Raw genomic sequence first — 12,949 nt, 5'->3', positions numbered from 1 at the left:
GTTTAGGATTGGGCGGCGGCCAACTGCTCCGCCATCAGGCGATGCAGCATGTTGATCGCCTTGAGCGGCCGCACCATCACCTTGAAATGCGTGATGCGCCCCTCGCCGTCGAAGCTGATGATGTCGACGCCGTTGATCTCGATGCCGTCGATCATGGTCTTGAATTCGAGCACGGCGCCCCTCTCACTCTTCCATTCGCCGACATAAATGAAGCCGGGACCGCCGAGCACCTTCTCGGCGCTGGCCAGATATTTGAAGGTGATGTCGCGGCCGCGCTGCGGTGCGTGCACGACGGGGCTTTCGAAGACGGCGTCGGGATGGAGCAGGTCCCAGAGGGCTGCCCGGTCATGCGACTTCATGTAGCCGTACCAGGAATCGAGGCCGGTCATTCTCGGGTGCCTCCCTAAAGGCAAAGCAACGAAAGGCTTGGGCAAAAAGCGCGAAAACAACCCCATGCACAGTAGCGCGAACGTTGATTCCACTGAGTTTTTCGGGGCGGTTTTTGCCCTCGTTGTTGGGTCGCCTCATATGCACATTGACGCATATGCGCCGATGCGCATAAAGTCAAGCCAATTGGTTAAGTCGAGAACAGGAGGACCGATCATGGCACTCGGCGACGCAATCCTCGCATGCCTGACGGAACGTCCGATGACGGGCTACGAGCTCGCCAAGACATTCGATTCCTCGATCGGCTTCTTCTGGAAGGCCGACCACCAGCAAATCTACCGCGAGCTCTCCAAGTTGCGCGACCGCGGCTACATCCAGGGCCGCGAGGTCGTGCAGACAGGCAAGCCCAACAAGCTGATCTATACGCTGACTCCGGAGGGCCGAACAGCGCTGCGGCACTGGGCCGCGCGCCCAAGCACGCCCCCCTCCATCAAGGACGACCTCCTGGTGCGGCTGCATGCGCTGGACAGTATCGGCCTCGAGCCCATGCGCACCGACCTGATGGCCCGGCTCGAGCACCACCGCGATCGCCACGAGAACTACGAGCGCATCCTGAAGAAGCGCTTTCCGGAAGGGGCAGCCTCCGGCGTGCTCGACCTCGGTAACCTGCTGCTGCTTCAGCTCGGCGCCCGGCACGAGCAGATGGTGGCCGATTTCTGCGAAGAGGCGCTCGAGGCCCTGTCGGCAATGAGCGCAGGGGGCACCGTGGTGCCGCTGGAGGAAGGCAAGCGCGAGGGCAAGGGCTGAGGTGTCTCTGCTTCGTCATGGCCGGGCTTGTGTGCAAGCCACCCGCACCCCGCCGCCCAACTTTAAGACACCGTCAACGGGTTCCTTAACCCGTTATTTACCGTAACAGACAAAAGTCGGTTTTCGAGGCAGACGACCCGCGCCAAATCCGATTGTCTTTGCAACCGGCACGCGAGGGAAGACTGGAGGCGCCGGGTGGGGCGCCGGAGTCGGAACCGGACAGAGTCATGAATTCGCGCGTATCGTGGAGTGTTGACGGCATCGATCCATCCGTCCGGGAGCGGGCCGAAGCTGCTGCGCGTCGCGCCGGAATGTCACTCAACGATTGGCTGAACTCCACGCTCGGCGAGACCGCCCCGCCGAACTTTCGCGGACTTTACGACCAGCGTCCGCAAGCCCAGCACGTTCCGAGTCAACTGCCGAGTCACGTGCCGAGCCAGGAAAGCCGCGAAGTCGCCGACATCCACCAGCGGCTCGACGCCATCACCCAGCAGATCGAACGGATTTCAAAGCCGGCGCCGCGCCAAGATCCTTCGCGGCAAGACACTCCGCGGCAAGACGTTTCGCGCGAGCAGGGCGTTGCGCGCCAGCTCAACGACGCGATCTCACGGCTCGATGCAAGGCTGTCGCAAATTTCGAAGCCGCAGCAGGCTCCGGCACCGCGACAGGCCCCCGTTGAAACGCGCCAGCGCCAGGCCGATGCGGTCGAGCGCGCGGCAGCGCAGGTCTATCGCAGCTCACCGCCCCTGAGCCCCGCTTCGTTCGACGTCGCGGTCGCCGAGATCACGGCACGGCAGAGCGAGCTCGACGGCTTTACGCCCAGGCAGATGCCGCCGCGCGCCGCGCCCTCGATCGCGCCTGCGGCAGCTCCTTACGCGCCCCCCGCGCCGCCTGCCTACGCTCCACCGCCACCGCAGCCGGGGCCGGATTTCTCTGCGCTCGAGCGCCATCTGCTCAAGATCACGAGCCAGATCGAATCGCTGCAGCGCCCTGACAATACCGAGCAGGCGATCAACACGTTCCGCAGCGAGCTTGCGGATATCCGCAACGCCATCACCGAGGCAATGCCGCGCCGCGCGATCGAATCGATCGAGAACGAGATCCGCTCGCTGCATCGGCGCATCGACGAGACCCGCTCCAACGGCACCGACGGTCAGGTCCTGTCCGGCATCGAGCACGCGCTGTCCGAGATCAAGCAGGTGCTCCGCACGCTGACCCCGGCCGAGCAGCTCACCGGCTATGACGAGGCGATCCGCAATCTCGGCGCCAAGCTCGATCTGATCCTGCGCGCCAATGACGATCCCTCGACGGTCCGCCAGCTCGAAGGCGCGATCTCGGCGCTGCGCGGCATCGTCTCCAACGTCGCCTCCAACGAAGCGCTGGCACGGCTCTCGGACGACGTGCAGCTGCTGTCGTCCAAGGTCGACCAGGTCACCCGTGCGTCCGGCCAGGGCGACAGTTTTGCGGTGCTGGAGCAGCGCATCGCGGCGCTCACCGCCGCTCTGGAAACGCGCGAGCGCCCTCAGCCATCCGAGAGCAGCGAGCAGCTCGAAAGCGCGATCCGCGCCCTGTCCGACCGTTTCGACCGCATGCAGGTCGGCAACGACTCGGCTTCGACCTTTGCTCATCTTGAACAGCGGGTCTCGTATCTGCTGGAGCGGCTCGAGGCCGCCGCCGATCCGCGCAACGGCAATTTCAGCCGCGTCGAGGACGGGCTGCACGACATCCTGCGCCACCTGGAGCGGCAGCAGGCGACCTATTCCGCGCTCGCCGAGAGCCGCAACTCCACGCCGCCTGCCGATTCCGGCATGGTCGATCTCGTCAAGCGCGAGCTCTCCGACATCCGCTTCAGCCAGGCCGAGACCAACCGGACCACCCAGGATTCGCTGGAGGCCGTCCACAACGCCCTTGGCCACGTCGTCGATCGTCTCTCGATGATCGAGGGCGATCTTCGCAATGTGCGCACCGCGCCGCCCGCCCCTGCGCCGCAGCCGATGCCGATGCCGATGGCCGCTCCCATGGAGCCCGCGCCGATGGCGCGCGAGCCACGGCCGCAGCCACAGCAGCACCCGAAATACGATCCGAAGCCCGAGTTGCCCAACCCGGCCGCCGCGCAGGCGGCGCACGCCGCCTTCGCCGCCGCGCCGCGCGAATTCCATGCCGCCGCGCCGGCAGCGCCGCCGCCGATGCCGATGGCGCCGCCGGTTCCGCCACGCGCGATCAGCGAAATCCTGGAGCCGCATACGGCGCCCACGCGCGCCGCGCTTGCGCCCGAACTGCCGCCGGATCATCCGCTCGAGCCGGGCACAAGGCCGGGTGCACGCATCGCCACGCCGTCGGAGCGCATTGCTGCGTCCGAAAGCGCGATCAGCGAAATCCCGGCCGCGCCCAAGGAGCCGGTGTCGTCGTCGAGCTTCATCGCGGCCGCGCGCCGCGCAGCGCAAGCCGCCGCCGCGCAGCCACCCGAGAAAACAGGCCGGGCCGCCAAGGCGTCTGCCGGCGGCGCAAAGGACAAGGGTAAGGCCAGCGATAAGGATGGCGGTTCGACCATCACCTCGAAGATCCGCTCGCTGCTGGTCGGCGCGAGCGTGGTCGTGATCGTGCTCGGCACCTTCAAGATGGCGATGAACCTGCTCGATGGCAGCAGCTCGTCACCGTCGCCGCAGGCGATGGAGAATTCGTCGCCCGCACCCGCGCCGCAGGCACCGCCGCCGGTCGAGAACAAGCCCGCCACGCCCGAGCAGGTCACGCCGTCAATGACCTCGCCGACCCCGATCGGCCGGCAATCCCAGAACAATGCCGCGCCTGCTGCCGCCAATTCTGGCAACTCGGCCTCGGTCGAAATTCCGCCGGTGCCTGCCGCAGCGCCGCAGCCGGCCTCCAGCGACGTCACCGGCGCGCTGTCGGGCACGAGCCGCGCGAAACTCGCGATGATCCAGGTGCCGCCGACCGAAAAGCTGCCTGACGGCATCGGTGGCCCCGGCTTGCGTACCGCCGCGATGAAGGGCGATGCGACCGCGGCCTACGAGATCGGCGTACGCTTTGCCGAGAGCAAGGGCGTGGCTGCAAACTATGAAGAAGCCGCCAAATGGTACGACCGCGCGGCGCAGGCCGGCGTCGTACCCGCGACCTTCCGCCTCGGGACACTCTACGAAAAGGGTCTCGGCGTGAAGAAGGACGCCGACATCGCCCGCCGCTACTACACGCAGGCGGCCGAGCGCGGCAACGCCAAGGCGATGCACAATCTCGCGGTGCTCGACGCCGATGGCGGCGGACGCGGCGCCAACTACAAGAGCGCGGCACTGTGGTTCCGCAAGGCCGCCGACCGCGGCGTCGCCGACAGCCAGTTCAACCTCGGCATCCTCTATGCCCGCGGCATCGGGGTGGAGCAGAACCTCGCCGAGTCCTACAAATGGTTCACCCTCGCCGCCGCCCAGGGCGATGCGGACGCAGCAACCAAGCGCGATGATGTTGCCAAGCGGCTCGACCCTCAATCGCTCGCCGCTGCCAAGCTCGCGATCCAGACCTTCAGCGCCGAGCCGCAGCCCGACGACGCCGTCAATGTTGCGGCCCCGAACGGCGGCTGGGACAGCGCGCCGCAGGCCAACGCGAAGCCTGCGCCGAAGCCGGTTGCCGCCAAGCGCGCGGCGTCGGCGATGCATTGAGAGCGGTCACTCAACCGTCTCTGACGAAAATCTGGACTGGTCGTCCTGGCGAAAGCCAGGACCCATTACCACAAGCGATCGTTTTTGGAGGACGGTGTGGCCACAGCCTGCCGCGATAACTACCAGTCGGGATAATGGGTCCTGGCTTTCGCCAGGACGACATTGGAGGAGCCACGGCTTCCTCGATCACCCTCCTCACCCCCATTCACCACGCCCGAAATTCCTGGTCCCGCCCGCCGCCGAATTCCGCTATTGAGGGACGCGGCAATCGTTCTGCCCTCCTGCGAGCATTCCGCGCAACCGATCCGTCTCGCGGGAAGCGTGGTCTCTCGATGCAGCTCTATCTCCCGATCGCCGATCTTCCGGTCAACGTCTTCCTCGTGCTGGCGATGGGCGCCGCGGTCGGCTTCGTCTCCGGCATGTTCGGAATCGGCGGCGGCTTCCTGATGACGCCGCTTTTGATCTTCATCGGCATCACGCCGGCGGTCGCGGTCGCCTCCGTCGCGAGCCACATCGCGGCCTCGTCCTTTTCCGGCGCGCTTGCCTATTGGCGGCGCCGCGCGATCGACCCCGCGCTGGCGAGCGTGCTGTTGTGCGGCGGCGTCACCGGGACGGCGCTCGGCGTGTGGACCTTCACGCAGCTGCGCGCGCTCGGCCAGCTCGATCTGATGATCGCACTGTCCTACGTCGTGCTGCTCACCACCGTCGGCAGCCTGATGTTCTCCGAAGGCCTGCGTGCCCTGATGCGGACCCGGCGCGGCGCGCTGGCGCCACGACGCACGCATAACTGGATTCATGGCCTGCCGCTGAAGATGCGGTTCAAGCGCTCCAAGATCTACCTCTCGGTCATTCCGGTCGTGATCGTCGGCATCCTGATCGGCTTCATCGGCGCCATCATGGGCATCGGCGGCGGCTTCATCCTGGTGCCGATCATGATCTACCTGCTTCGGGTGCCGACCTCGACGGTGATCGGCACCTCGATGGTCCTGACGCTGGTCACGATGCTGTTTGCGACCCTGCTGCATGCCGTGACCAACCACCTGGTCGACGCCGTGCTGGCGCTGATCCTGATGGTCGGCGGCGTCACCGGTGCGCAGTTCGGCGCACGCGCCGGCCAGAAGATCCGCGGCGAGCAGCTGCGGCTGCTGCTCGGCCTGCTGATCCTCTCGGTCGGCGTTCGCTTCGCCATCGAGCTGGTGATCCGGCCCGAGGACCTCTTCACCATCCGCGAACTGGGGGTGAACGGATGATGCGCGCAGCTCTCGCGGTCCTGCTCGTTCTGCTGCTCGGCTCCGCCGCGCGCGCCGAGCGGCTGATCGTGTCGGTCTCCAACCATCGCGTCACGGTGACGCCAAACTATTCCGGCGAGGAGCTGGTACTGTTTGGCTCGGTTGAGAAGGACGCCTCCACGGCCGCCGACCGCAAGACCTACGATCTCGTCGTCACCGTGATGGGCCCGCGCGCCGACATGGTGACGCGGCGCAAGGAGCGTACCTTCGGGATCTGGATCAACACCGACTACCGTCAGTTCCTGGCGGTGCCGAGCTATCTTGCGCTGTTCGCCAACCGCTCCTTCGATGTCATCACCTCGCCCGAGATCGCGCGGCGCCAGCAGATCGGGCTCAATAACGTGCTGCTGACCCAGCGTGTCAGCGGCGACTATGCCGACGTGGTGCCGAACGACGCGTTCCGCTCCGCCTTCATCCGCCTGCGCACCCAGCGCGGTCTCTACCGCGAGGATCCGAGCGCGGTGACGTTCCTGACACCGACATTGTTCCGCACCGGCATTCCACTGCCGGCGGAGGTGCCGATCGGCACCTATGAGGTCGAGATCAAGCTGTTCGCCGACGGCGCGTTCATCGGCAAGACCGAGACCGCGTTCGAGATCGTCAAGGTCGGCTTCGAGCAGTTCGTCGCAACCACCGCGCGGCAGAACGGGCTGATCTACGGCCTCGTCACCGCGGCGATGGCGCTGATGACGGGGTGGATGGCGTCGATTGTGTTCAGGAAGGATTAGCCGCATGCGCTCGTCATTGCTTCGCTGCGCTCGCAATGACGGCTGTGGTGCTAACTACGGCGCCTGCACCACCGTCGGCACGCCGGGCTCGAGCAACCGCAGCCGCGTCCCGAAACCCAGCACATCAAACGTCTTGCGCAGATCCTCGCTGTTCTGGCGGAAATGCGCCCAACCCTCCGTATGAACCGGCACGATCATCGCATCGGGGAAGGCGCGTGCGGTCTCGATGGTGTCGTTGGTGTCCATGGTGAGATGGAACGGCCCGCGCGTTTGCGCGGCGCCGGCGAAAGGCATCACCACGCCGCATTTGAAGCGGCGCGCGACCTCGGCGACGCCGTCGAACCAGGTGGTGTCGCCGCTGATGTAGACCGATGTGGTGTCGGTCCGGCTCGACGTCACCACGAAGCCGATGACATCGCCTGACAGCGGCTCGATGCCGGCCGGGCCGTGACGCGCCGGGGTCGCGGTGATCGTCAGCGAGTTGCCGTCACGATCTTTCAGCTGCGCCGTGCCCCACGGCGCCAAACCTTCGACATGCCCGCCGAGGCGCTGCGCGCCGGCCTCGGTGGTCAGCACGTGCTTCACATGTTTGAGAAAGTCGCGGCCGGAATTGTCGAGATTGTCCGAGTGCTGGTCGTGGCTGAGCAGGACCGCATCGATCGGGCCGATTGCGTCTGCCTTCAGCGCGGGTCCAATCGTCTTCTCCAGCTTCACGTGCGGCAGTTGATAGGCGCCCGGCGCATCGAAGGTCGGATCAGTGAGCAGGCGAAAGCCATCGATCTCGATCAGCGCAGTGGGACCGCCGATCAGGGTGATGGAAATGGGCATGATGGACTCCTGTTACGAGACGGATTTGGCGGGCCGCGTCACCAGGTAGATGCCGAGTGCGACCGGAATGATTCCGAGCAGATCGCACGCCTCGACGTGCTCGCCGAGCACGAGATACGCAAACAGCATGCCGAGCGGCGGCATCAGGAAATGATAGGCACTGGCAGCCGTCGCGCCACACACTTTCAGGAGATGAAACCAGAGCCAGTACGCCAGGATCGAGCCACCGAGCACGAGAAAGGCAAAGGCGCCGATCAGGCCCGGCGTGAAGTCGATGGCATGAACATCGGCGAAGGTCAGCGCGACCGGCGTCAGCACGATGCCGGCGGCGAGATTCTGCACGCCATTGCCGATCCACAACGAGCCTTTTGGCGCGAGCAGCTTGAACAAAATGGTGCCGGCGACGAGGGAGGCAAGCGAGGCCAGCGTGAACACGATGCCGTGCAGCGAGTCGGTGCCGACCGACAGGCGGTGCCAGACGATCAAGGTCACGCCGATGATGCCGAGCAGGAGGCCGCTCGCCTTGCGCCACGTCATGCCTTCGCCGAGCAGCAGCGCGGCGAGGCCGGCCGTGAACACCGGATTGGCCGACACGATCAGGCCACCGAGGCCGGCCGAAACCGACTGCAGGCCGGTGTAGCCGAGCCCGAGATAGAGCGCGTTGTTGGCGACGCCGAGCACGGCGAAGATGGCGGCATCGCGCCACGACAGCGACCAGTCATCGCCGCGAACCAGCGTGGCGCCGAGGATCAGGATGCCGGCCAGCGAGAAGCGCGCGGCGAGCAGGATCAGCGGCGGGCAATGGGTCACGCCGATCTTGCCGGCGACGAAGGCGTAGCTCCAGAGCAGGCAGAACAGGCCGATCGCAAGCGGCAGCGTGTTGAAGCGACTGCGGGGAACGGAGATCGAAGGGGCGAGCGACATGAGGGACATTCTCCTAGCCCTCGATCTAGAGAGCCCGCTTGCCATTTGGAAATTAAATGATTAACTACCGATCAGTGGATTTTCGAATGGAGGCGGTCCATGCTCGATCTGGAACTCCTGCGCAGCTTCGTCTCGGTGGTCGATGCCGGCGGCTTCACCCGCGCCGGCGAGCGCGTCCATCGGACGCAATCGACCGTCAGCCAGCAGATCAAGCGGCTGGAGGAGGATGTCGGCCAGGTGCTGCTGCATCGCGACGGCAAGGACGTGCGCCCGACCGAAGCCGGCGAGCGGCTGCTGTCCTATGCGCGGCGGTTGTTGTCGCTTGCGGAAGAGGCGCGCGACGTGCTGCGCGAGCCCGACGGCGAAGGCGCGATCCGGCTCGGCATTCCCGAGGATTTCGCGGCGTATCGGCTGGCGAAACTGCTCGGCGCCTTCTCGCGCTCGCATCCGGGTCTGCGGCTCGATGTGCGCGCCGACCAGAGCAAGAATCTCGCGCGCGACCTCGATCGCGGCGAACTGGATCTGGCGCTGTTCAAGCGCGCGGCCGGTGAGAAGGGCGCCATTGCGGTGTGGCCGGAGCAGGTGCACTGGGTCACCAGCAAGAGCCATCCGATCCATGCCGATGTCGCCTCGGTGCCGCTGATCGGCTTTCCGCTCGGCTGCCTCTACCGCGCCGGCGCCATCCACGCGCTGGAAAGCGCGGGCCGCATTTGGCACATGTCCTATACGTCATCGAGCCTCGCCGGCATCCAGGCCGCGGTCGCCGCCGGCATGGGCTTGAGCATCCTGTCGGAGATGGCGATCCAGTCCGACCATCGCGTGCTGACCGCAAAGGACGGCTTTGCGCCAATCAACCGGACGGAAGTCGCGTTGATGGCCGCGCCGGGCGCAAGTCCCGCGACGCTGCGGCTCGCCGATCGGCTGGCTGAGTTCTGCGACGATGTGCAGGCGAAGGCGGCTTAACTGCACCGTGACGCGGCGATCGCGTGGACGCGGCGGTCGCCGAGCAAATGCGCGACAAAACCGTTCTTTGGAAAGATCTTTGCAAACGCCGCGTCGCGGATGCTGAGGCCGCCGGCATAGGCGCCGAAGGCGGGCATCACGGCGCGCATCCCGTCGCAGGCGAAGCAGCGGCGCTCCATCGAACGGCCGCGCGCGGAGACGCGAGCCTTGGGATGAAGATGGCCGGCGATCTCGCCGCTCGCGCCGGTCGGTTCGTGGCGGAAGGTGATCGCGCCGATCGCGACTTCGTCGGCGACGGTGCCGCCGAGATCACGCGGCAGCGCCGGATCGTGATTGCCTGAGATCCAGATCCAGTCACGGCCGGCCTGCATGGCGGCGACCGCGTCGCGATCCTCCGCCGACAGCCGTCCATGCGCGGTGCGATCGTGAAAACTGTCGCCGAGCGCAATGACGATTCGCGGATCATGGCGGGAGATGACAGCAGCGAGACGACTGAGCGTCGCGATGGTGTCGTAAGGCGGCAGCAGCACGCCGCGCATGGCGAAGCTGGAACCTTTTTCCAGATGCAGATCGGAGACGACGAGCAGGCGCTGCTCTTCCCAGAACAGCGCGCCGGAAAGATCGGCCGCGAACGTCACGCTGCTGATGCTGACATTCGAAACGCGCATGTCCTCGATATCCCCTGAACCCAGCGCGCCTGCCGTCACGTCAAAACCTGCTGTTATCCCATCGCCTCTTTGACCAGCTCGTCGGCGGCTTCGGCCAGGAGCTCGTCTCCAGCTTCGCCATAGACTGACTCGCGGCCGATTTCCAGCATCACGGGGACGGCGAGCGGGGAGACACGGTCGAGTTCCCGATGCGTGATGCGGCCCTGGATGCGGGTGAGCATGTCGCTGAGGCGGCGCAGATCGAGCAGGCCGGTGGCGGCATCGGCCCGTGCGGCACGCAATAGCACGTGATCGGCCTGGTGCTTGCGCAAGACATCGTAGACGAGATCGGTCGAGAACAGCACCTGGCGACGGCTCTTCTCCTCGCCAGTGTGCCGGCGCGCGATCAGGCCGGAGATGATCGCGCAATTGCGGAAGGTGCGCTTCATCAGCGCGGATTCGGCGAGCCAGGCTTCGAGGTCGTCGCCGAGCATGTCGGGATCGAACAGCGCGTCGAGGTCAATCCTGCCGTCCCGGATCATGAAGGATAGGTCGCCGAGCGCCCAGACCGCGATCGCATATTCGTTGGCGACGAAGCCGAGCGGCCTGGCGCGGGCGCGCTCCAGCCGCCGCGTCAACAGCATGCCGAGCGTCTGGTGGGCGAGACGGCCTTCGAAGGGGTAGCAGACGATGTAATGCTTGTTGGCGCGGGGAAAACTCTCGACCAGCAGCTCGCGCACTTCAGGCACGCGCGAGACATCCTTCTGCAACGACAGCCAATCGCGCACCTGCTCCGGCAAGGCGCCCCACGCGCGCCCGTCGTCGAGCAGGCGGCGGACCCGTTCGGCAAGGTAGGTCGAGAGCGGAAACTTGCCGCCCATGTAGGACGGCACTTTCGGGTCCTTGTCGTTGGCGCGCGAGACGTAGACCTGGTCCTCGACCAGGGTCTCGTAGCGCACCACCTCGCCGCTGAACACGAACGTGTCGCCGGGACTGAGGCCCTCGATGAAGGCTTCCTCGATCTCGCCGAGCAGCCTGCCGCCGCGCGCGATCACGCCCGTCGAGCCGCCTGCCTTGCCTTGGCCGCCGCCGCGCGAGCGCACCAGCCGCACCTTGAGCATGTCGTCCTCGACGATGGTGCCGACATTCATGCGGTAGCTCTGCCGCACCCTGGGATTGGCGACGCGCCAGCGCCCCTCCTTGTCCTGCTTGATGCGGGCGAAACGCTCATAGGTCTTCAGCGCGTAGCCGCCGGAGGCGACGAAATCGACCACGTCGTCGAAATCCTGCCGCGTGAGATCGGCGTAGGGCGCGGCGGTGCGCACCTCGTCGTAGAGCTCGTCGGAGAAAAACGGCTCGCCGCAGGCGCAGCCGAGCACGTGCTGGGCCAGCACGTCTAGTGCCCCGATCCGCAGCGGCGGCGTGTCCTGCGCATTCTCCGCGATGGCGTCGATCGCGACGCGGCACTCCAGCACCTCGAAGCGGTTCGCGGGCACCAGCACCGCGCGCGAGGCTTCGTCGAGCCGGTGGTTGGCGCGGCCGATGCGCTGCATCAGGCGCGAGGAGCCCTTGGGCGCGCCGATATTGACGACGAGATCGACGTCGCCCCAGTCGACGCCGAGATCGAGGGAGGAGGTACAGACCACGCCACGCAGTTTGCCCGCCGACATCGCGTCCTCGACCTTGCGGCGCTGGGCGACGTCGAGCGAGCCGTGATGCAGCGCGATGGCAAGGTTGTCGTCGTTCATGCTCCAGAGGTTCTGGAACAGCATCTCGGCCTGGCTGCGGGTGTTGACGAAAACAAGCGTGGTCTTGTTGGCCTTGATCAGCTCGTAGATCTCGGGAAGCGCATGGCGCGCGCTGTGGCCGGCCCAGGGCAGGCGCTCGCGCGTGTCCATCATCTCGACCAGCGGCGGCGCCGCGCCGCCTGCAATGACGATGTCGGCCGCCGCTTCCTTGCCGCCGGGCTGCGGCACCAGGAAGCGCGCCAGCGATTCCGGCTCGGCCACGGTCGCCGACAGGCCGATGGCGCGCATCTGCGGCGCCAATCGCCACAGCCGCGCGAGCCCAAGAGACAGAAGATCACCGCGCTTGGATGTCACCAGCGCATGCAGCTCGTCGAGCACGATGCGCTTCAAGGAGGAGAACAGGAACGGCGCGTCGTCGGAGGACAGCAGCAGCGCGAGCTGTTCGGGCGTCGTCAGCAGGATATCAGGCGGATAGCGCCGCTGCCGCTGCCGCCGCGATGTTGGCGTGTCGCCGGTGCGGGTCTCGATCTTGATCGGCAGCGCCATCTCGGCGACGGGACGCTCGAGGTTGCGCGCGATATCGACGGCGAGCGCCTTGAGCGGCGAAATGTAAAGGGTATGCAGGCCGCCGCTGCGTTGCAGGGTGCGCCCGGTGGAGACGACGGATTTCGCTGGAGCTGCGGGCGCGGAACTCAGCTCCACCAGCGTCGGCAAAAAACCGGCCAGCGTCTTGCCGGCGCCGGTCGGCGCGATCAGCAGCGCGGAACGGTCCTCGCGGGCTTTCTCCAGCAGCGCCAATTGATGTTCGCGCGGCGACCAGCCGCGGGCCGCGAACCACGCCTGGAAGCGGTCGGGCAACAGCGTGGCCGGCTGGGCCGATATTTTGCGGATACGGGGAGGCACGGCATGACAGGTAAGCCGTGGGGCGGGGTTCGTCGAGGGGTGGGAGGCCTTCCTTACCCT

10 protein-coding genes are annotated in these 12,949 nt (G+C 66.4%); 5 read left to right on the top strand and 5 right to left on the bottom strand.

Features of this window, described 5'->3' with window-relative positions; all coding sequences use genetic code 11:
• Window positions 1–2 precede the first annotated feature (2 nt).
• Window positions 3–389, bottom strand: coding sequence for a hypothetical protein (locus IVB45_RS02585; protein WP_106941655.1), 387 nt, complete (start codon window positions 387–389; stop codon window positions 3–5).
• 214 nt (window positions 390–603) lie between these two features.
• Here IVB45_RS02585 and IVB45_RS02580 point away from each other — a divergent pair, with 214 nt between their 5' ends.
• The 4 genes from IVB45_RS02580 to IVB45_RS02565 all read left to right on the top strand — a co-directional run bounded on the left by IVB45_RS02580 (window position 604) and on the right by IVB45_RS02565 (window position 6,876).
• Complete coding sequence (locus IVB45_RS02580) at window positions 604–1,194, top strand: PadR family transcriptional regulator (RefSeq protein ID WP_106941654.1); 591 nt, start codon at window positions 604–606, stop codon at window positions 1,192–1,194.
• A 227-nt stretch (window positions 1,195–1,421) separates the two neighbouring features.
• Window positions 1,422–4,859 (top strand): tetratricopeptide repeat protein, encoded by a 3,438-nt coding sequence (locus IVB45_RS02575; protein WP_247362977.1) that lies wholly within the window; start codon window positions 1,422–1,424, stop codon window positions 4,857–4,859.
• A 332-nt stretch (window positions 4,860–5,191) separates the two neighbouring features.
• Complete coding sequence (locus IVB45_RS02570) at window positions 5,192–6,109, top strand: sulfite exporter TauE/SafE family protein (RefSeq protein WP_247283142.1); 918 nt, start codon at window positions 5,192–5,194, stop codon at window positions 6,107–6,109.
• The gene (locus tag IVB45_RS02565; RefSeq protein ID WP_247362979.1) at window positions 6,106–6,876 is read left to right on the top strand and encodes a TIGR02186 family protein; all 771 of its coding nucleotides are present in this window, start codon (window positions 6,106–6,108) and stop codon (window positions 6,874–6,876) included. Before IVB45_RS02570 ends, IVB45_RS02565 begins: the two co-directional genes overlap by 4 nt.
• A 54-nt stretch (window positions 6,877–6,930) precedes the next feature.
• Here IVB45_RS02565 and IVB45_RS02560 read toward each other — a convergent pair whose 3' ends face one another.
• Together IVB45_RS02560 and IVB45_RS02555 are read right to left on the bottom strand one after the other, a co-directional pair.
• Complete coding sequence (locus IVB45_RS02560) at window positions 6,931–7,704, bottom strand: MBL fold metallo-hydrolase (RefSeq protein WP_247362981.1); 774 nt, start codon at window positions 7,702–7,704, stop codon at window positions 6,931–6,933.
• Window positions 7,705–7,716: 12 nt separating this feature from the next.
• Window positions 7,717–8,628: a DMT family transporter gene (locus tag IVB45_RS02555; RefSeq protein ID WP_247362983.1), complete on the bottom strand. Its 912-nt coding sequence runs from the start codon at window positions 8,626–8,628 to the stop codon at window positions 7,717–7,719.
• Between the two features lie 99 nt (window positions 8,629–8,727).
• Between IVB45_RS02555 and IVB45_RS02550 the strand changes: the two genes are divergently transcribed.
• Window positions 8,728–9,591 (top strand): LysR family transcriptional regulator, encoded by an 864-nt coding sequence (locus tag IVB45_RS02550; RefSeq protein ID WP_247362985.1) that lies wholly within the window; start codon window positions 8,728–8,730, stop codon window positions 9,589–9,591.
• Here IVB45_RS02550 and pdeM read toward each other — a convergent pair.
• Window positions 9,588–10,259 carry a ligase-associated DNA damage response endonuclease PdeM gene (pdeM, locus tag IVB45_RS02545; RefSeq protein WP_247283134.1) on the bottom strand — a complete coding sequence of 224 codons (672 nt, stop codon included), beginning with the start codon at window positions 10,257–10,259 and terminating at the stop codon, window positions 9,588–9,590. The two genes, IVB45_RS02550 and pdeM, sit on opposite strands and share 4 nt — an antisense overlap.
• A 53-nt stretch (window positions 10,260–10,312) precedes the next feature.
• Window positions 10,313–12,889, bottom strand: a complete 2,577-nt coding sequence (locus tag IVB45_RS02540) for a ligase-associated DNA damage response DEXH box helicase (RefSeq protein WP_247362987.1) — start codon at window positions 12,887–12,889, stop codon at window positions 10,313–10,315.
• Window positions 12,890–12,949 lie beyond the last annotated feature (60 nt).

Source organism: Bradyrhizobium sp. 4 (genome assembly GCF_023100905.1).
Lineage (GTDB): Bacteria > Pseudomonadota > Alphaproteobacteria > Rhizobiales > Xanthobacteraceae > Bradyrhizobium.
Note: the sequence above shows the minus strand (reverse complement) of the source record. Positions and strands in the feature narration are given on the sequence as shown.

Excerpts from the sequence above, each read along its gene's own strand:
- IVB45_RS02565 (WP_247362979.1), top strand. The coding sequence starts at position 6,106 with ATGATGCGCGCAGCTCTCGCGGTCCTGCTCGTTCTGCTGCTCGGCTCC.
- IVB45_RS02560 (WP_247362981.1), bottom strand. The coding sequence starts at position 7,704 with ATGCCCATTTCCATCACCCTGATCGGCGGTCCCACTGCGCTGATCGAG.
- pdeM (WP_247283134.1), bottom strand. The coding sequence starts at position 10,259 with ATGCGCGTTTCGAATGTCAGCATCAGCAGCGTGACGTTCGCGGCCGAT.
- IVB45_RS02575 (WP_247362977.1), top strand. The coding sequence starts at position 1,422 with ATGAATTCGCGCGTATCGTGGAGTGTTGACGGCATCGATCCATCCGTC.
- IVB45_RS02570 (WP_247283142.1), top strand. The coding sequence starts at position 5,192 with ATGCAGCTCTATCTCCCGATCGCCGATCTTCCGGTCAACGTCTTCCTC.
- IVB45_RS02550 (WP_247362985.1), top strand. The coding sequence starts at position 8,728 with ATGCTCGATCTGGAACTCCTGCGCAGCTTCGTCTCGGTGGTCGATGCC.
- IVB45_RS02585 (WP_106941655.1), bottom strand. The coding sequence starts at position 389 with ATGACCGGCCTCGATTCCTGGTACGGCTACATGAAGTCGCATGACCGG.
- IVB45_RS02555 (WP_247362983.1), bottom strand. The coding sequence starts at position 8,628 with ATGTCGCTCGCCCCTTCGATCTCCGTTCCCCGCAGTCGCTTCAACACG.
- IVB45_RS02580 (WP_106941654.1), top strand. The coding sequence starts at position 604 with ATGGCACTCGGCGACGCAATCCTCGCATGCCTGACGGAACGTCCGATG.